General features: G+C 71.5%; 16 protein-coding genes. 11 read left to right on the top strand and 5 right to left on the bottom strand.

The features are described from left to right. Window positions 1–326: 326 nt before the first annotated feature. The 3 genes from QF030_RS12510 (at window position 327) to QF030_RS12500 (ending at window position 3386) form a co-directional block, all read left to right on the top strand. The gene (locus tag QF030_RS12510; protein ID WP_307162734.1) at window positions 327–2084 is read left to right on the top strand and encodes a lytic transglycosylase domain-containing protein; all 1758 of its coding nucleotides are present in this window, start codon (window positions 327–329) and stop codon (window positions 2082–2084) included. A gap of 156 nt (window positions 2085–2240) precedes the next feature. Then, window positions 2241–2375: an SPW_0924 family protein gene (locus QF030_RS12505; RefSeq protein WP_307162733.1), complete on the top strand. Its 135-nt coding sequence runs from the start codon at window positions 2241–2243 to the stop codon at window positions 2373–2375. Window positions 2376–2396: 21 nt separating this feature from the next. After that, complete coding sequence (locus tag QF030_RS12500; RefSeq protein ID WP_307162732.1) at window positions 2397–3386, top strand: DUF3068 domain-containing protein; 990 nt, start codon at window positions 2397–2399, stop codon at window positions 3384–3386. Here QF030_RS12500 and QF030_RS12495 read toward each other — a convergent pair. Continuing rightward, the gene (locus tag QF030_RS12495; RefSeq protein ID WP_307167549.1) at window positions 3376–6081 is read right to left on the bottom strand and encodes an ATP-dependent RNA helicase; all 2706 of its coding nucleotides are present in this window, start codon (window positions 6079–6081) and stop codon (window positions 3376–3378) included. The genes QF030_RS12500 and QF030_RS12495 overlap by 11 nt on opposite strands. Before the next feature lie 158 nt (window positions 6082–6239). Next, a complete protein-coding gene (locus QF030_RS12490) occupies window positions 6240–7214 on the bottom strand; it encodes a class I SAM-dependent methyltransferase (RefSeq protein ID WP_307162731.1) in 975 nt (324 codons plus the stop codon). A gap of 227 nt (window positions 7215–7441) precedes the next feature. Between QF030_RS12490 and rpsA the strand changes: the two genes are divergently transcribed. The 5 genes from rpsA to QF030_RS12465 all read left to right on the top strand — a co-directional run bounded on the left by rpsA (window position 7442) and on the right by QF030_RS12465 (window position 11380). Continuing rightward, window positions 7442–8953: a 30S ribosomal protein S1 gene (gene rpsA / locus QF030_RS12485; RefSeq protein ID WP_307162730.1), complete on the top strand. Its 1512-nt coding sequence runs from the start codon at window positions 7442–7444 to the stop codon at window positions 8951–8953. A gap of 133 nt (window positions 8954–9086) precedes the next feature. Further along, window positions 9087–9212, top strand: coding sequence for a hypothetical protein (locus tag QF030_RS12480; RefSeq protein ID WP_307162729.1), 126 nt, complete (start codon window positions 9087–9089; stop codon window positions 9210–9212). 96 nt (window positions 9213–9308) lie between these two features. Further along, a complete protein-coding gene (locus tag QF030_RS12475; protein WP_307162728.1) occupies window positions 9309–10247 on the top strand; it encodes a PAC2 family protein in 939 nt (312 codons plus the stop codon). An 81-nt stretch (window positions 10248–10328) separates the two neighbouring features. After that, entirely contained in the window at window positions 10329–10949 is a 621-nt protein-coding gene (coaE, locus tag QF030_RS12470) for a dephospho-CoA kinase (protein WP_307162727.1), read from the top strand. Window positions 10950–10999: 50 nt separating this feature from the next. Next, the gene (locus QF030_RS12465; protein ID WP_171396630.1) at window positions 11000–11380 is read left to right on the top strand and encodes a tetratricopeptide repeat protein; all 381 of its coding nucleotides are present in this window, start codon (window positions 11000–11002) and stop codon (window positions 11378–11380) included. Between the two features lie 272 nt (window positions 11381–11652). On the opposite strand, the gene QF030_RS12460 is transcribed toward QF030_RS12465, so the two are convergent. Further along, a complete protein-coding gene (locus tag QF030_RS12460) occupies window positions 11653–11919 on the bottom strand; it encodes a DUF6343 family protein (protein WP_307162725.1) in 267 nt (88 codons plus the stop codon). A gap of 173 nt (window positions 11920–12092) precedes the next feature. Between QF030_RS12460 and QF030_RS12455 the strand changes: the two genes are divergently transcribed. The 3 genes from QF030_RS12455 to QF030_RS12445 all read left to right on the top strand — a co-directional run bounded on the left by QF030_RS12455 (window position 12093) and on the right by QF030_RS12445 (window position 14585). Next, window positions 12093–12776, top strand: coding sequence for a class I SAM-dependent methyltransferase (locus QF030_RS12455; RefSeq protein WP_307162724.1), 684 nt, complete (start codon window positions 12093–12095; stop codon window positions 12774–12776). 210 nt (window positions 12777–12986) lie between these two features. Next, window positions 12987–13445 (top strand): DoxX family protein, encoded by a 459-nt coding sequence (locus tag QF030_RS12450; protein ID WP_307162723.1) that lies wholly within the window; start codon window positions 12987–12989, stop codon window positions 13443–13445. A gap of 396 nt (window positions 13446–13841) precedes the next feature. Beyond that, window positions 13842–14585 (top strand): uracil-DNA glycosylase, encoded by a 744-nt coding sequence (locus tag QF030_RS12445; protein WP_307167548.1) that lies wholly within the window; start codon window positions 13842–13844, stop codon window positions 14583–14585. 7 nt (window positions 14586–14592) lie between these two features. On the opposite strand, the gene QF030_RS12440 is transcribed toward QF030_RS12445, so the two are convergent. Continuing rightward, on the bottom strand, window positions 14593–15996 hold the full coding sequence (locus QF030_RS12440) for a LamG domain-containing protein (protein WP_307162722.1): 1404 nt from the start codon (window positions 15994–15996) through the stop codon (window positions 14593–14595). 111 nt (window positions 15997–16107) lie between these two features. Then, window positions 16108–16806, bottom strand: coding sequence for a GntR family transcriptional regulator (locus tag QF030_RS12435; protein WP_307162721.1), 699 nt, complete (start codon window positions 16804–16806; stop codon window positions 16108–16110). Window positions 16807–16934 lie beyond the last annotated feature (128 nt).

Below are 16934 nucleotides of genomic sequence, written 5' to 3'. Positions count from 1 at the left end.
CCGACCGGCCCGGTGATCTACGACGTCCAGTACGCGGGGCACGGTTCCCGGCCGACGGCACGTGAGCGGCTGGTGAAAACGGCACCCGAACGGGTGCCGGTGCAAAAGAAGTTGTCGTAGGGTCGCCTGGGTCGGCGTACCCGAAGGCGCGTCGAACAGAAGAGCAGAGCAAGGCAAACCGCCCACGAGCGCAACCCTCGGGGCGGGTTGATCGTCACACCGGTGACGGCGGCAAGAGCGGCAACGGCCACAACAGGGGCAACAGCCGCGACGGCAGGGTGCAGGCGAAGAGACGGGCGTACCGCGTCCACGGGAGGAATTCACTCATGTCGGCGCATTTCGGCACGAGGCTGCGCAAGGGAGCGGTCAACACGACCGTGGCCGCACTGGCGGTAGCGGCTCTGGCCGCGTCCCAGGCACCGGACGTCACGGCCGACGGCCACGGCAGACAGACCGCCGCCGACACCCCGTCGTCCGCCGAGACCGGCAGCGGCATCGGTGACAGCGCCACCGGCAACTCGCCGTACTACACGGACCTGCCGCCGCTGAAAAGCCCGAACCCCGCGCCGAGCGAGAGCTCCTCCACCACCCCGGCCGCCACCGGCACAGCGGAGGCGGGCATCCCGGCGACGGTCCTGGACGCCTACAAGAAGGCCGAGGCGGAGCTGGCGCAGTCCAAGCCCGGCTGCAACCTGCCCTGGCAACTCCTCGCGGCCATCGGCAAGGTCGAGTCGGGTCAGGCCCGCGGCGGCAACGTGAGCGCCGACGGCACCACCATCTCGCCGATCCTCGGCCCGGTCCTCAACGGCGTCGGCTTCGCGAACATCAGCGACACCGACAACGGCGCGTACGACGGCGACAGCACCTACGACCGCGCCGTGGGCCCCATGCAGTTCATCCCGTCCACCTGGGCGTGGGCGGGCCGCGACGGCAACGCCGACGGCAAGAAGGACCCCAACAACATCTACGACGCCGCGCTCGCCGCCGGCCACTACCTGTGCCGTTACGACTGGGACATGTCGGCCACGTCCGGAATGCGCAGCGCGATCCTCAGCTACAACAACTCGACGGACTACCTGAACACCGTCCTGTCGTGGCTCGAGTACTACCGCAAGGGCACGCACGAGATCCCCAACGGCACCGGCACCGTGCCGGACAACCGCAGCGACGACGGCACCGGCTCCACGCCCACCTGGCCCTCGACCCCGTCGACTCCGACTCCGACGACCCCGTCGACGCCCAGCAAGCCCAGCACGCCGTCGACACCCGGCACGCCCAGCACCCCGTCGACGCCCAGCACCCCCACCCCGACGCCGACGCCCACCGAGACGGTCGGCCGTCTCGAGGACGCGGGCACGGCGACCCTCACCGCCATGGCGGGCGACGCGTTCACCGAACGCATCGGCACCCGCGCCGAGACGGCGGCCGGCAAGGCCGTCGCCGGGGTCCGGATCCGCTTCACCATCGTCGGCGACACCGACGCCACCTTCAGGGGCGGCGAGAGCGTCGCCACGATCTCCACCGACGCCAAGGGCGTCGCCCTCGCACCCGCCCTCGTAGCGGGCGAGAAGACCGGCGGCTTCACCGTCCGCGCCACGATCCTCGGCCGCACACTCTCCGCCCTCGACTACAGGGCCACCGTCACCGCCCGCGCCGCCGACACCCTCGCCCGCACCGGCGGCACCGCGCTGACCTGCACCGCCGGCGGCGAGTTCGCCGACCGGGTCGAAGTGAAGGCGACCTACAAGGGCGCCGTCGCGGACAAGGTCGCGGCCACCGCCACCCTGATCAAGTCGGCGGACGACCCCACCGCGAACGACAAGGGCCCCTACTTCAAGGACGCCGCCGGCAACCCCGTCCGCACGCTGGACCTCCAGACCGACGCGAACGGCCTCCTGGCCCTGCCCACGCTGTACGCCGACGACACCGCCGGCGCCTATCTGCTCCGCATCACGACCACGGGCGGAGCGACCCTGACGGTCGAGCTCACCGTCACGGCCGCCGCGACCTCGACGCCGAGCCCGACGCCCGGCGCGTCGGAGCCGACGCCCAGCGAGTCGGCGTCGACGACCACCGGCTCGTAACCCCTCGGCGGACCCTGCTCGGACCGCTCTGCCGGACAACGACGACGGCGGCGCCCCCTCCACCGGGGCGCCGCCGTCGTGTGCGACGTGTTCTCATCTCGCCCGCGCGTTGCTACCGTGCCCGACCTGACGTCTCGTCAGCTCCGGGAGGCCCGTATGCGTGCCCTGATCGCCGCCGCGACCGGACTCGCCGTCGCGCTCGCCCTGGTCCTCACGCTGACCGCGATCGGCTCACCGGCCGGCAAGACCTCCCCGAAGCCCCTGCTGACGACGGTGCCCGCACACCCGTAACCGCCCCGGAGGGAGGCCGACATGCGCCGCAAGGCAAGCCTGATCCTGCTCGCCCTCGCCGTGTTCTGCGCGGCACTGTCCCCGCTGCTGCGCTGGTACGCCTTCCCGCGGCTGGCCAAGATCCCGGCCGACGAGTACCAGACCATGGTCCTGGAGGCGAAGAACGCCACCCTCCTCGACTACGGCACCATGACCGCCCGCACGGTCCCCGAGATCACCATCGTGCAGACCCTCAAGGGCGACGTGGAGGCCTCCGAGAAGATCGAGAAGACCGCCGGCCGGGACGTCGTCGTCTGGGACGGCCTGTCGTACGTGCAGGGGCCCGACGGCAAGATGGTCTCCAAGGTCCCCGAGCGGTACATCTTCGACGCCCACACCCAGGAACCCGTCCACGCCACCGGCGAAGCGGTCGACGGTGACCCGGTGCGCCGGGAGGGCATCGAGTTCAAGTGGCCCTTCCTGACGGAGAAGCGGGACTACGAGTACTTCGACGCGCAGACCCGCACCACGGCCCCCATCCACTACAAGGGCACCCAGACCTTCCGCGGCCTCGAGGTCTACTACTTCGAGCAGACCGTCCCCTGGACCAAGGTCGCCATGCCCAGGACGATGCCGGTCGAGGGCATCACCCCGGAGACCGTCGCCGCGACCGGCACCACCCGCTGGTACACCACGGTCCGCAAGTTCTGGGTCGAACCCGTCACCGGCGCGCCCGTCTACGGCGAGGAGATCCACCAGGAGGAACTCCGCGGCGGAACCCTGCTCGGCGGCCGAGCGAAGGTCACCGCCTTCGCCGGGCACGTGAAGATGCGCGAGGACTACATCGAGCACACGGTGTCCGTGATCAAGTCCAACCGCACCCTGGTCCTGCTGCTGACCGCCTACCTACCCTGGGGTCTCCTCCTGCTCGGCGCCCTCCTGATGGGCCTCTCCCTCTACCTGGAGGCCCGCACCCGCCGCCCGGACGGACCCGCCGCCGACCCCGCCGCTGCGCAGCCGGTCACCGCCTGAGCCGCGCGTTGGTGAACCGGGTCGGCTCGGCCCCTGCCGGATCCTCGGGCCAGGGATGCTTCGGGTACCGGCCGCGCAACTCCGCCCGAACCCCCTTGTAGCCGTCCCTCCAGAAGGAGGCGAGGTCGGCGGTGACGGCCGCGGGCCGCCCGGCGGGCGACAGCAGATGCACCAGCAACGGCACCCCGGCGACCCGCGGCGACTCCTGGAGCCCGAACATCTCCTGCAGCTTCACCGCCAGGACCGGCCGCTCCGGGTCGGCATAGTCGATCCGGATCCTGGACCCGCTCGGCACGGTGATCCGCTCCGGCGCCAGCTCCTCCAGCCGGGCCGCCTCACCGGAAGCCCAGGGCAGCAACCGGCCCAGCGCGGCCCCGGCGTCGATCCGCCCGAGATCGCTCCGCCGCCGGGCCCGGCTCAGCTCGGGCTCCAGCCACTCGTCCACGCGCGCGTGCAGCGAAGCCTCGCAGACGTCGGGCCACGGGTCCCCGAGGTGCCACCGCAGGAACGCCAGCCGCTGCCGCAGGGCGCCCGCCTCGGACGACCACCGCAGCAACCCCAGCCCGTCCTTCTCCAACCCCTCGACCAGCGCACCGCGTACGAGCCCCGCGTCGGCGTCCCGGAGCGGACGCACCGCCAGCTCCACGGCCCCCAGCCGCTCCACCCGCAGTGCCACGACATCCCCGTCGGCCCAGTGGACCTCGTCCCGCTCGTCGAGCAGCGCGCCCGCCGCGAACCGCGCGACCTCCTCGTCCACGACTGCCGCCAGCTGCACGCGCGCGTGCCCCCTCCCCACCGGCCGGTCGGCGACGGCGACGGCGAGCCAGGACGCCCCACGCAGATCGGTGCCCTCGCGGACCTCGGCCCGGGTGCCGGAGACCATGAGGTAGGAGCCGCCGTCGGCCCTGGCCAGCCGCTCCGGGAAGGCGAGAGCGACGACAAACCCGGCAAGGACGTCCGCACCGGCATCGGCCCCCGCCCGCGCACCGACCCCGACACCCGCACCGGTCCCCGTACCGACACCCGGACCGGCCTTCGCGCCGAGACCGGCACCCGGACCGGCACCCGCACCCGCAGCCGCCGCCGCACCGACACCCGGCCCCGGACCGGCACCCGGAGCCGCACCCGCACCCGCACCGACCCTGGATCCGCCGCCGTCCGCTCTCGCGGCGGCGGGCCCGGTCGGTGTCCGGTCTTCGACGACGGCCCGCAGCCGGCGCACCTCGGCCCGCCACCGCGCACCGTAGGCGTCACCCCCGCGCCGGGCGGACCGCAGAGCGGCGGCCAGATCGTCGCCGTACTCCCGCGGAGCCTCCTCGCTCAGCAGCGCCACCACCTCGGCGGCCCGCTCCACCCCCACCGACGCGGCCCCGTCCAGCAGGGCCCGGCCCAACCGGGGGTGCAGGCCCAGCCGGGCCAGCCGCACCCCCCGCGCGGTGGCCCGGCCCGCGGAGTCCACCGCCCCGATCGCCGTCAGCAAGGACCGGGCCGCCGCCATCGCCCCATCCGGCGGCGGATCCAGCAACGCCAGTCCGGAAGCGTCAGGATCCCCCCAGCACGCCGCCTGAAGGGCGAACGCCGTCAGGTCGGCCACCCGGATCTCCGGAGCCGGGAACGACGGCAGACGGGCGTCCTCCGCCTCCTCCCAGCAGCGGTAGACCACACCCGGCCCCTCCCGCCCGGCCCGGCCCGCCCGCTGCCGGCCCGCCGCCTGCGAGGCACGCACGGTCGCGAGCGCGCTCAGCCCCCGCGCGTGGTCCACCCGCGGCTCGCGCGCCAGCCCCGAGTCGACGACCACCCGCACCCCGGGCACCGTCAGCGAGGACTCCGCCACGGAGGTCGCCAGGACCACCCGGCGCCGCACCCCGGGAGCCAGCACCGCGTCCTGCACCGCCGCCGGCGCCCGGCCGTGCACCTGGAGCACGTCCACCCCGGCCGGCGCCCCGAGGAGCCCCGCGACCCGCGCGATCTCCCCGACACCCGGCAGGAAGCACAGCACGTCCCCCGAACGCTCCGCCAGCGCCCGCCGCACCACCGACGCGACGTGCGCCAACAGCGCGGGGTCCACCCGCATACCGTGCGGCGGCCGCACCGGACGGGCCGACGGCGCCCAGACCACCTCGACGCCGAAGAGGGAACCATGGGCCTCCACCACCGGCGCTCCGCCCAGCAACCGCGCCCAGCCGGCCGTGTCCGTCGTCGCCGAGGCCGCCACCAGACGCAGCTCGGGCCGCAGCGTCTCGCGCACGTCCCACAGGAAGGCCGCCGAGGTGTCCGCGTCGAGGTGCCGCTCGTGGCACTCGTCGAGCACCACCACGTCGACGCCCGTCAGCTCCTGGTCGCGCTGGAGACGCTGGAGCAGCACACCGGTCGTGACGACCTCCACGCGCGTGTGCCGCCCGACGACCCGCTCCCCGCGCACGGTGTGGCCCACGCTCTCCCCGGGCCGCTCACCCAGCAGCCACGCCATCCGCCGGGCCGCCGCCCGCGCCGCGATCCGGCGCGGCTCGGCCACCAGCACCCGCCGGGCCGGCCCCTCGCCCAGCAGCCCGGCCAGGGCGAGCGGCACCAGCGTCGTCTTGCCCGTACCGGGCGGCGCGGCGAGGACGGCCGTGCCGTGCCCGTCCAGGGCGTCGTTCAGGGCGGGCAGGGCGGCCCGCACGGGCAGCGCGTCCAGGGCTTCGTCACGGAGGATCACGCCTCCAGTGTCGTACGCCCCCGAAACGCCGAACACGCGCGTACGCGGGCCACCCGAAACGCCCTACACGCGCGCGTGCGCGTGCCGAGGAAAGGAAGGAAAGGAACGGAGACGGACGGACGGGCCGAGGACGGAGCGAGCGGGAACGCGACCGGCTAGTCCCGCTCGCAGACGAAGACGGCCGTCCCCGGAATCAGGTTCCCGCGCAGCGGGGACCAGCCGCCCCACTCCGAGGAGTTCCAGGCCGGCCACTCCGGCTCGACCAGGTCCACCAGCCGGAAGCCGCCCGCCACGATGTCGCGCACCCGGTCGCCCAGCGTCCTGTGGTGCTCCACGTACACCGCGCTGCCCTGGTCGTCCTGCTCGACATAGGGAGTGCGGTCGAAGTAGGACGAGGACACGGTCAGCCCCTCCGGGCCCGGCTCGTCCGGGAACGCCCAGCGGATCGGGTGGGTCACCGAGAACACGAAACGGCCCCCGGGCCGCAGGACCCGCCGCACCTCCTTCAGGACCAGCACCGGGTCGGCCACGAAGGGCAGCGCCCCGTACGCCGAGCAGGCCAGGTCGAAGGAGGCGTCCGCGAAGGGCAGCGCGCCCGCGTCGGCGCACACCAGCGGGAACGAGCCACCGATGCGCAGCGCGTGCTGGAGCTGGCGGTGCGAGAGGTCCAGGGCGACCGGACGCGCGCCCTGCGCGGTCAGCCAGCGCGCGCACTGCGCCGCGCCGGCGCCGATCTCCAGGACCGACTTGCCCTTCAGCTCCTCCGGCGGGCCGAGCAGCTCCGCCTCCACCTCGTCCACACCCTCGGGACCCCACACGAAGCGGTCGTCGCCGAGGAAGGTGCCGTGCTCGGTCTGGTATTCGTCCGCGTTGCGGTCCCACCAGCCCCGGTTGGCCCGGGAGCTCTCGGTGACGTCGGCGTCACGCCGGGTGGCTTCGGGCTCGAAGCCCGGCTCGGACGATTCAGGCTCTTGGATGATCGGCTCCCTCGTCGTACTCTTCCGTGCAACCCGCCCGGCGGTGTCACCCCAGGTGCCACCGGCGAGGCCTCCTGCGGCCTGCGTGACCTCAGGAGAAAGGTTGTGTGCCGGGTATGCGGCGATCTGCCCCGGGTGTGCGCCTTCGCGCATTGACCCCGCCCGGCTGCCCCCGTATGCTACAAGTTGCGCTGCGGGCCTGCGCACCTCAGACGTAGCAGGCTGCGCTCGCATCTGTTGGATGTCCCCTCGGTTCTCGAGGTGCCATCACCAGTTCCTGGTGAGGCGCTTCCTCAGCTGTCCGGCTTCTTCAGAGCGATCACGGGCTCCCGGCGTAGCAGTACCTACGACTCACTGTCCGTACCGGAGCCCTTTCCCACATGACGAGCAGCACCGAGACCACCTCTACCACGCCGCAGGTAGCGGTCAACGACATCGGTAACGAGGAAGCCTTCCTCGCCGCGATCGACGAGACGATCAAGTACTTCAACGACGGCGACATCGTCGACGGCGTCATCGTGAAGGTCGACCGGGACGAGGTCCTGCTCGACATCGGTTACAAGACCGAAGGCGTTATCCCGAGCCGCGAACTCTCGATCAAGCACGACGTCGACCCCAATGAGGTCGTCGCCGTCGGTGACGAGATCGAGGCCCTCGTTCTCCAGAAGGAGGACAAGGAAGGCCGCCTGATCCTCTCGAAGAAGCGCGCCCAGTACGAGCGTGCCTGGGGCACCATCGAGAAGATCAAGGAAGAAGACGGGATCGTCACCGGTACCGTCATCGAGGTCGTCAAGGGTGGTCTCATCCTCGACATCGGCCTCCGTGGCTTCCTCCCGGCGTCCCTCGTCGAGATGCGTCGTGTCCGCGACCTCCAGCCTTACGTGGGCAAGGAGCTCGAGGCCAAGATCATCGAGCTGGACAAGAACCGCAACAACGTGGTCCTGTCCCGCCGTGCCTGGCTCGAGCAGACCCAGTCCGAGGTCCGCCAGACGTTCCTCACGACCCTGCAGAAGGGTCAGGTTCGCTCCGGCGTCGTCTCCTCGATCGTCAACTTCGGTGCGTTCGTGGACCTCGGTGGCGTCGACGGACTCGTCCACGTCTCCGAGCTTTCCTGGAAGCACATCGACCACCCCTCCGAGGTTGTCGAGGTCGGCCAGGAAGTCACCGTCGAGGTCCTCGACGTCGACATGGACCGCGAGCGTGTCTCCCTGTCGCTGAAGGCGACCCAGGAAGACCCGTGGCAGCAGTTCGCCCGCACGCACCAGATCGGGCAGGTTGTTCCCGGTAAGGTCACGAAGCTCGTTCCGTTCGGTGCGTTCGTGCGCGTCGACGAGGGCATCGAGGGCCTGGTCCACATCTCCGAGCTGGCCGAGCGCCACGTGGAGATCCCGGAGCAGGTCGTCCAGGTCAACGACGAGATCTTCGTCAAGGTCATCGACATCGACCTCGAGCGCCGCCGCATCAGCCTCTCGCTGAAGCAGGCCAACGAGTCCTTCGGTGCCGACCCGGCCTCGGTCGAGTTCGACCCGACCCTGTACGGCATGGCCGCGTCCTACGACGACCAGGGCAACTACATCTACCCCGAGGGCTTCGACCCCGAGACCAACGACTGGCTCGAGGGCTTCGAGTCGCAGCGTGAGGTCTGGGAGAACCAGTACGCCGAGGCGCAGACGCGCTTCGAGCAGCACCAGGCTCAGGTCATCAAGTCCCGCGAGGCGGACGAGAAGGCTGCTGCCGAGGGTGGCGACACGGCGGGTGCCGCTCCGGCCGCGTCCAGCGGTGGCGGTGGCGGCGGTTCCTACTCCTCCGAGGGTGCCGACACGTCCGGCGCCCTGGCTTCCGACGAGGCGCTCGCCGCCCTGCGCGAGAAGCTGGCCGGAGGCCAGAGCTGAACACCCCCAGCGGGGAGACCCCCCACGGGGGAACCCCCACCAGCTGAGGTCTAGCAGCTTGTCGTCGAGGGCCCGCACCTTTCGAGGTGCGGGCCCTCGGTGCTGCCCGGAAACGGAAATCGCCGTCCACTCCGTGACCGGAATCGCCGTCCACTCCGTGACCGGAATCGGCGTCCACTCCGTGACCGGAATCGCCGTCCACTCCGTGACCGTCCTCGCGCGCCGCCGACCCTTCCGGGACCTCATCCGGTCGCCGTGAGAAGCAGGCAGGAGTCACCTGATCAAGGTGCGTGGACCGGGAATGCCCACGGTCCGGCGCGCGTTGGACAGGAGGAACACGAGGGGAGCGGTCCAAGTGCTTGATCCGCAGGGTTTGTACGCATGGGAGCCGAAAGGCCTGGCAGTCGTCGACATGGCGCTGGCCCAGGAGTCGGCCGGACTTGTCATGCTCTACCACTTCGACGGATACATCGACGCGGGCGAAACCGGTGACCAGATCGTCGACCGGCTCCTCGACTCGCTGCCCCACCAGGTCGTCGCCCGCTTCGACCACGACCGGCTGGTCGACTACCGCGCCCGCCGCCCGCTGCTGACCTTCAAGCGCGACCGATGGACCGAGTACGAGGAGCCGGCCATCGAGGTGCGGCTCGTACAGGACACCACCGGCGCCCCCTTCCTCCTGCTCTCCGGCCCCGAACCGGACGTGGAGTGGGAACGCTTCGCCGTCGCCGTCAAGCAGATCGTGGAGCGCCTCGGCGTCCGCCTCTCGGTGAACTTCCACGGCATCCCCATGGGCGTCCCGCACACCCGCCCCGTGGGCCTCACCCCGCACGGCAACCGTACGGACCTCATGCCGGGCCACCGCAGCCCCTTCGACGAGGCGCAGGTCCCCGGCAGCGCCGAGGCGCTCGTCGAGTACCGCCTCATGGAAGCCGGCCACGACATCCTGGGCGTCGCGGCGCACGTCCCGCACTACATCGCCCGCTCGGCCTACCCCGACGCCGCCCTGACGGTCCTGGAAGCGATCACGGCGGCCACCGGCCTGGTCCTGCCGGGCATCGCGCACGGCCTGCGCACCGACGCCCACCGTACGCAGACCGAGATCGACCGCCAGATCCAGGAGGGCGACGAGGAACTCATCTCCCTCGTCCAGGGCCTGGAGCACCAGTACGACGCCGCCGCAGGCGCCGAGACCCGCGGCAACATGCTCGCCGAGCCCGTCGACATCCCGTCGGCGGACGAGATCGGGCAGGAGTTCGAGCGATTCCTCGCCGAGCGCGAGGGCGAAGGCTGAGCTTCCCGGCCCGCAAGCCGGAAAGCAGCACACAGGGGCCTGTCGGGTGCATCGTCACCGGCAGGCCCTAAGCTTCCGCTCATGCTGAAAGTGGGCCTGACCGGCGGGATCGGCGCCGGCAAGAGCGAGGTGTCACGGCTGCTCGTCGAGTGCGGAGCCGTACTCATCGACGCCGACCGCATCGCACGCGAGGTCGTCGCACCCGGCACCCCGGGGCTCGCGGCGGTCGTGGACGCCTTCGGCGAGGACGTCCTCGCCCCGGACGGCAGCCTCGACCGCCCCAGCCTGGGCTCCATCGTCTTCGCCGACCCAGCGAAACTGGCGCTTCTCAACTCGATCGTGCATCCCCTGGTCGGCGCCCGCTCCCGCGAACTCGAGTCGACCGCCCCCGAGGACGCCGTCGTCATCCACGACGTCCCCCTCCTCACCGAGAACGCCCTCGCCCCCCTGTACGACGTCGTGGTCGTCGTCGACGCGGCCCCCGAGACCCAGCTCGACCGGCTCGTCCGGCTCCGCGGCATGACGCAGGAGGACGCACGCGCGCGAATGGCCGCCCAGGCGACCCGCGACCAGCGCCGGGAGATCGCCGACATCGTGATCGACAACGACGTACCGCTCGCCGCACTCCACCGGCGCGTGAAGGACGTATGGGCCGACCTCGCGCGCAGAGCGCACGCGCCGCACGGCACCTCTCCGGAATAGCGGCCCGCGCTCCGCGCGTTGAACCCATTGCGCAAGGGAAGGATTTTTCCGTGCCCGATACCAGTGGTTCGACCGGACGTACTCCGGAGACACACGTCATCGACTTCCGTGCCGCGGAGCATCTGCTCGCCGCACGGGACCCGCGGGGCGCGGTGAAGTTGCTCGATGGAGTCATCGCCGCACACCCCGAGAACACCGCCGCCCGGCTGCTGCGCGCGCGTGCCTTCTTCGCCGCCGCCCAACTGCGGCCCGCCGAGCTGGAGTTCACCATCGTCCTGGAACGCGAGCCGGACAACGCCTTCGCGCACTTCGCGCTCGGCCGCACCTATGAGCGGCAGGGACGGGGCGACCAGGCCAAGCGCCACTTCCGGCTGGCCGCGGCGCTGGACCCGAACCCGCAGTACCTCAAAGCGGCACGCTTCGAAAGCTGAGACGGCCACGGTCGGGCGGCCGAAGATCCGACGCCGATGAAGGCGCCGGATCTTCGGATGGCTGGACCTTCGGTGGCTGGACCTTCGGGCTGTCGGACCTCCGGGCCCTTGGGAACTGCAGCCTCCCCAGTCTTCGGGTCTCCGGCCTCCGGGTCTCCGGCCTCCGGGTCTCCGGCCGTCCTGCCCTTCGGGCCCGGGCGTCCTGGCCTTCGGGTCCTCGATCTTCCGGTCCTCCAGGCGTCCTACCCCTCGGGCCTTCGGATCTTCCGGCCTCAAGGGTGGCGGTGCTCGGGCGGCGGGTACGGCGGGATGTCGCGGCCCGGCTGGTAGTGCGGGCCCTGCCGCCGATGCCTGAGGATCATCGCCAGGTCGACCGTGATCACCAGCCACAGCACCCCGCACGCGGCCGCCCACCCCGGGCGCCCCGCGAGAGCGAACGCGGCCGCACCGAAGATCGCCCAGGCCAGACCCCACACGGTCAGCCACAGACGCATCCGCAGCGCACTGCGCGCTGTCACCGGCTCACTGCCCGTACGCATCCCTATCACCGCTCCTCCTTGCAACGTACTCCCCGGTCCGGACGTTCTCCAAAGGGCGGTGCTCTCGCCTCCCGCACGGATCGAACAGAGCGGCCGCCCCCCGAACGAGTGAACCAGTGGGCAGCTGGAACTGCCCTGCGGCCACCGGCCGTTGAACGGGCATGAGGCTGGAAATGAGAGACGGATACCAGGGAACCGGTCCCGGTGCGATCACCCCGGACGGCTGCGCGGTCGAGCTCTACTCGCGCCTGCCGGTGGGCAACGAGCCGGAAGTCATCGCCGCGGCGGTGCCCGCTGCCGCCCACATCCTGGAACTGGGCAGCGGGGTCGGCCGAGTGACCCACGCCCTGCTCGAGCGCGGGTTCACGGTGACGGCGGTGGACGAGTCCGCCGAGATGCTGGAGCGCGTCCGAGGAGCCCGCACGATATGCAGCTCCATAGAGGATCTCGCCCTGGGCGAGACGTTCGACGTCGTGCTGCTCGCGTCGTTCCTCGTGCACAACGGGGACATCGAGGTACGGCGAAGGATGCTGCGGGCCTGCGCACAGCACGTTGCGAAGGGTGGCTGCGTGCTGATCCAACGAGAAGGGCAGGACTACCACACGAACGTGCCGCGTGAGCGCGTCGACCCGAGCGGCTTCACTGTTCGGATCGTCTCGGCCGAGCCCGTCGGGGACGGCGTCCACTCCGTACGCGCGGAATACGACTTCCCGGACGCGGCGTGGACCCAGACCTTCCGTTCCCGGCCGCTGTCCAGGGACCAGTTCGAGGAGGCCCTGGCGGAAGCGGGTCTGCGGGTGGAGCGCTATCTGACGGAGGACCGCGTGTGGGTGAGGGCGGTGTCGGCGACGGAGTAGAGAGGGGAGAGCAGAGAGCGGGGGTGCAGAGGCAGGGAGTACGGAGAGAGGGACGGGAGCGCTCGGAGAAGACGGCAAGGGGTGCGAGGGACGGGCAGGAACGCCAAGGGCGGTGGCGAGAGAAGTTCCGGCGGATTGCGATGAGTTCGCTGACGGAGAGCGGTCTACCTCTCCGACAGCACAACGGACCGCTCACCGCAGGAGACCCTCATGTCCGAGACCACGGCTTCCCTCGCCGCCACCACTACGGCCGCCGCGCCGGCGTCCGCGTCCGCGATCGCGCGAGGCCGCCGGGCCCGGATCGCCCTGCGAGGCTTGCAGGTGCTCCTCGCGCTCTTCTACGGCATCGCCAGTGCGCTGCCGAAGCTGATCGCACACCCGTCGGCCTCCGATGCCTTCGATGAGCTGGGCTGGGGCAGCGGGGGCATGTACACCATCGGCGCCCTGGAACTGGCCGGTGCGGTCGCCCTGCTGATTCCGGTGCTCCAGTCCGTGGCGGCGATGGCGCTGGGGGCGCTGATGGTGGGCGCGTTCGTCGTCCAGGTCGTCGTCTTCGACGGCCAGAACGCGGCGACGCCGCTCATCCTGCTCGTACCGCTGGCGCTCATCGCCTGGAAGCGCTGGGAGTCCAACGCGGAGCTGCTGCGGTGGGCACGGCGAGCAGCGTGACGAGGGACGCGACCAGGGACGCCCTGAAAGACGTCACGGAAGACGTCACGAAAGACGTCACGCGGGACGTCGCGAGGGCGAGGGTGTGACGAGTCGGGCGGGGTGGGGCGGGGGAGGGGAGGGGGGAGGGGGCCCCAGCACTCCGCCCTCGGGCCCGGCCAGCTCGGATTCGTCCAGCCCCGTCTTACCGTGGAGACCCCGTCTTACCGTGGAGACATGGATGCCTCCAAGGCCCCTCACGGCTCCGCACTCTCCCCCGATCCGGCCATCCCCACCACCGCAACCGACCCAACGACCCCGGCCGCCCCAGCCTCCGCCTCCCCCTCCGGCCCCGCCGCTCATCCTCCCGAGGCCTGCGCCTCTGCCTCCGCCTCTGCCTCCGCCTCCGCCCTGGACATGCTCGACCGGCGGGTCGGGGGCTGTCGGGCGTGTCCTCGGCTGGTGGCGTGGCGGGAGGAGGTTGCCCGTACCAAGCGGGCGGCGTTCGCGGACTGGACGTACTGGGGGCGGCCTGTCCCGGGCTTCGGCCCGCCGGACGCCCGGCTGCTGATCGTCGGGCTCGCCCCGGCCGCGCACGGGGGGAATCGTACGGGGCGGATGTTCACCGGGGGCCGTTCCGGTGATGTGCTGTACCAGGCGTTGTACGACGTGGGGCTGGCGTCGCAGCCCACCGCGGTGTCCGTCGACGACGGGCTGGAGCTGTACGGCGTGCGGATCACCTCGCCCGTGCACTGCGCGCCGCCCGCCAACAAGCCCACCCCGGGGGAGCGGGACACCTGTCGGCCCTGGCTCGTGCAGGAGCTGAAGCTGCTGCGGCCGACGTTGCGCGCGGTCGTCGTACTCGGTGCTTTCGGTTGGCAGGCCGCGCTGCCCGCGTTCGCCGAGGCGGGTTGGACCGTGCCCCGGCCGCGGCCCGCCTTCGGGCACGGGGCCCGGGTTCCACTCGTCGGCCCGGAAGGACCTGACGGCACCGGGGGCCCCGTCGGCCCCGTCGGCACTGGCGGCACCGAGGGCCCCGTCGGCCTCGACGTCTTCGGCTGTTTCCACGTCAGTCAGCGCAACACCTTCACCGGACGGCTCACCCCCGAGATGCTGCGCGATGTGCTGCGCACCGCCGCGGGGGCGGCGGGGCTGCCGTGAGGTCCGGTCAGACGACGCGTGCCGCGGCGATCGGCCGTGACGCGACCGGATAGGCCTTGTCCCGGGCGGTGTTGACGCTCCAGCGGTAGCGGGAGAACTCTCCGGTGGCGCTGGAGGCGTAGAACATCATGTGGCCGATGCCGACGCCCTCGAACTGTTCCTCCGCGAGGAGGCTGACCATGCGGGTGTCGGGATACCTGGGATAGTTGGTCAGCGCGTACACGCCGTGCGGTTCGGCCGTGCAGTCGACGACCTCGACGGCGTACTGGGTCTCGCCGGTGAAGTCGGCGACTCCGTCGAAGACGCCCTTGATCTCGCGGACCATGACGATGTGGCCGGTGTTGCCCTCGACCTGGCCGCTGTAGTCCACCGCGATGAGATCGCCCGGCCGGAGGTCGGCGACCTTGCGGATCTGCTGGAAGCGCGGGCCGGCGGTGCCCCCGGCGAAGGCCTGGCGGTAGTCGGCGGCCTCGGGGATGCGGTCCTGGAAGTACTGGGTGAAGTAGGCGTCGGTGGCCCATGCGTAGGTGTGCTTCAGCGTCCAGGTGACGAAGGACGAGCAGCGGGCCCGGGCTGTCCAGCTCGACAGGTCGTCGGGTGTGCCCCAGGTGACGGTGGACGGGGCGCCGATCAGGTAGACGTTGTTGAGGCGGGCCGTGCGGCCGCTGATCAGGGAGATCTCGTCGGCGGTGAGGGCGCGGCCGTAGGCCCGCACATCGTCGACCGAGCCCTTGAAGTGGTTCACGTAGGCGCCGTTCCAGCGGGCCCGGCCTATGTTGAAGCCCTGGGGGGCGGCCCAGGACAGGGTGGCGTCGGCGGTGCCTTCGGGCACGCCGTTCACGTACAGGTGGACCTTGGCGCCGTCCCACACTCCGGTCAGGTGGGTCCACTTGCCGGGCACGGGGGTGGTGGTGGCGAGGGCGGAGATCTTGACGCTCTGGTCCTCGGCGCGCACCTTGAACGCCCATGCGCCCGCCGTGTCGTCGTACTGGAGCAGGAAGCGGCTGCACCCGGTGCCGTCCTGGCTGACGGCCGTGTACATGGTGGTCGGGGCGGCGTCGTCCGCGAGGCGTACCCAGGCGGAGACGGTGAACGGGGCCGTGGTGTCGAGCACGGAGGCCGTGGCGGCGTAGGACGCGGCCAGGGTGAGTTCGCCGCCCGCCCGCAGGGTGGTCCATTCGGAGCCGGCGCCGGGGGTGACGGGATGGTCGTGGCCGGAGTGGTCGGCGCCGGAGCCGTCCAGCGGCCAGTGGCCGGTGAGGCCGGTGGGCAGGTGACCGGCCGCCAGGAGGCGCTGGTACTGGACCAGTTGCTCGGCCTGGGCGAGATGGGGTGGGGCGACCGGTGTGAAAGGGGTGTCGAGCGGGGCGTCGGCGGCGGCGTTCCCGGCGGCTCCGAGTACGCCGGTCATCGCGCCCGCCCCCAAGAGTGCGGTTCCGCTCAGTAGTCCGCGTCTGCTCACCATGGTTGTTCTCCCCGTCCTCGTGGCCGCGTGTGCGCCTTCGGACGCCTGTCCGAAGGGTCAGGGGATTCTAGGCGGGGCGTGCTCGGGGGAGGGTGGCGCCTCGGGTGGGTCGGCTTTCCCGAACAGGTGCCGGACCGTGGAGCGGTAGTTGGCCTGTACGTGGTCGAGGGCGTGGGCACGGGCCCGGGCAGGGTCGCCGGAGGCGATGGCCTGGTAGAGGTCCTGGTGTTCGGTGAGGAGTTGGGGCCATTCCTCGTTGCGCCGGGTGAGCCACTGCAGGCGGCCGGCGACCGGTTCCATGACCGACATCAGCAGGGTGTTGCCGGCCATGGCGAGGAGCCGGTCGTGGAAGCGGGTGTTGATGTCGGTGATCGCCTCGGCGTCCCCGGCGTCGGTGGCGCTCGCAGCGCGTGCCAGGAGGTCGCGCAGCTCCGCGAGGTCCTGCGGGGTGGCCCGGGCGGCGGCCAGTCCGGCCGCGTACACCTCCAACGCCTCGCGCAGCTCGAAGAGTTCCTTGACGTCGGTGGGGCTCAGGGGCCTCACGACCGTGCGGCGCGGGGTCTCGAAGAGGACGAAGCCCTCGGCGACGAGTGCCCGGATGGCCTCCCGGACCGGGACCCTGGAGACGCCGAACCGGTCGGCGAGCTCGCGCTCGACGAGCCGGTCACCGGGACGCAGCCTGCCGGCGATGATCTCCTGCCGCAGGGACCCCAGGACGCGCTCGCGCACCGCTCCGAGGGGTTCGATCTTCGTCATGGGGCCATCTTCGCCGATTCGAGGGGGCTTTTACGGAGCCGTAACGGGACGGACATCGGTCAGAACGCTTGACGACGGGACCATGTCCGCAGTTTGGTATACCAAACGGTCCGGTCAGCAGTCCTCCT

This window comes from Streptomyces rishiriensis, assembly GCF_030815485.1.
Taxonomy (GTDB): Bacteria; Actinomycetota; Actinomycetes; order Streptomycetales; family Streptomycetaceae; genus Streptomyces; species Streptomyces rishiriensis_A.
Note: the sequence above shows the minus strand (reverse complement) of the source record. Positions and strands in the feature narration are given on the sequence as shown.

What these genes read in the sequence shown, in the direction of transcription:
- QF030_RS12510 (WP_307162734.1), top strand. Translation starts at nt 327, where the DNA reads ATGTCGGCGCATTTCGGCACGAGGCTGCGCAAGGGAGCGGTCAACACG.
- QF030_RS12505 (WP_307162733.1), top strand. Translation starts at nt 2,241, where the DNA reads ATGCGTGCCCTGATCGCCGCCGCGACCGGACTCGCCGTCGCGCTCGCC.
- QF030_RS12500 (WP_307162732.1), top strand. Translation starts at nt 2,397, where the DNA reads ATGCGCCGCAAGGCAAGCCTGATCCTGCTCGCCCTCGCCGTGTTCTGC.
- QF030_RS12490 (WP_307162731.1), bottom strand. Translation starts at nt 7,214, where the DNA reads ATGCGCGAAGGCGCACACCCGGGGCAGATCGCCGCATACCCGGCACAC.
- rpsA (WP_307162730.1), top strand. Translation starts at nt 7,442, where the DNA reads ATGACGAGCAGCACCGAGACCACCTCTACCACGCCGCAGGTAGCGGTC.
- coaE (WP_307162727.1), top strand. Translation starts at nt 10,329, where the DNA reads ATGCTGAAAGTGGGCCTGACCGGCGGGATCGGCGCCGGCAAGAGCGAG.
- QF030_RS12460 (WP_307162725.1), bottom strand. Translation starts at nt 11,919, where the DNA reads ATGCGTACGGGCAGTGAGCCGGTGACAGCGCGCAGTGCGCTGCGGATG.
- QF030_RS12455 (WP_307162724.1), top strand. Translation starts at nt 12,093, where the DNA reads ATGAGAGACGGATACCAGGGAACCGGTCCCGGTGCGATCACCCCGGAC.
- QF030_RS12450 (WP_307162723.1), top strand. Translation starts at nt 12,987, where the DNA reads ATGTCCGAGACCACGGCTTCCCTCGCCGCCACCACTACGGCCGCCGCG.
- QF030_RS12445 (WP_307167548.1), top strand. Translation starts at nt 13,842, where the DNA reads ATGCTCGACCGGCGGGTCGGGGGCTGTCGGGCGTGTCCTCGGCTGGTG.
- QF030_RS12440 (WP_307162722.1), bottom strand. Translation starts at nt 15,996, where the DNA reads ATGACCGGCGTACTCGGAGCCGCCGGGAACGCCGCCGCCGACGCCCCG.
- QF030_RS12435 (WP_307162721.1), bottom strand. Translation starts at nt 16,806, where the DNA reads ATGACGAAGATCGAACCCCTCGGAGCGGTGCGCGAGCGCGTCCTGGGG.